Source organism: Ligilactobacillus acidipiscis DSM 15836 (assembly GCF_001435755.1).
GTDB classification, from domain to species: Bacteria; Bacillota; Bacilli; order Lactobacillales; family Lactobacillaceae; genus Ligilactobacillus; species Ligilactobacillus acidipiscis.
Window position 1 is genome coordinate 1 of the sequence record NZ_AZFI01000421.1, and the last position, 273, is coordinate 273.

Annotated in this window: 1 protein-coding gene; it reads left to right on the plus strand. The window is 49.5% G+C overall.

Annotated elements, in window-relative coordinates:
* Nucleotides 1-273, plus strand: a 273-nt coding sequence (locus FC65_RS12675; protein WP_156408662.1) for a site-specific integrase, incomplete at both ends; no start/stop codon positions are given.

A 273-nucleotide genomic window follows, 5' to 3' on the forward strand; every position in this document is an offset into this window, starting at 1 on the left:
GGAAAGCCAACCGCTTATACTTAAAACCGGTCATTGGCGACCTCTTAGCCTACCAACAGTGGTTACAACAGGAAAATCTAATCTCGCCCTGGCTCTTTCCCTCCACGCAGCACCCGGACCAGCATTTGACCGAGAAACAGTTTTACAAGATCATGCGTAAAGTGGGCGATCTGTTGGATTTGGACTATTTGGGAACCCATACTATGCGCAAAACCGGCGCGTACCGCGTCTATGTCCAATCAAACTACAATATCGGGCTGGTTATGCACCTCC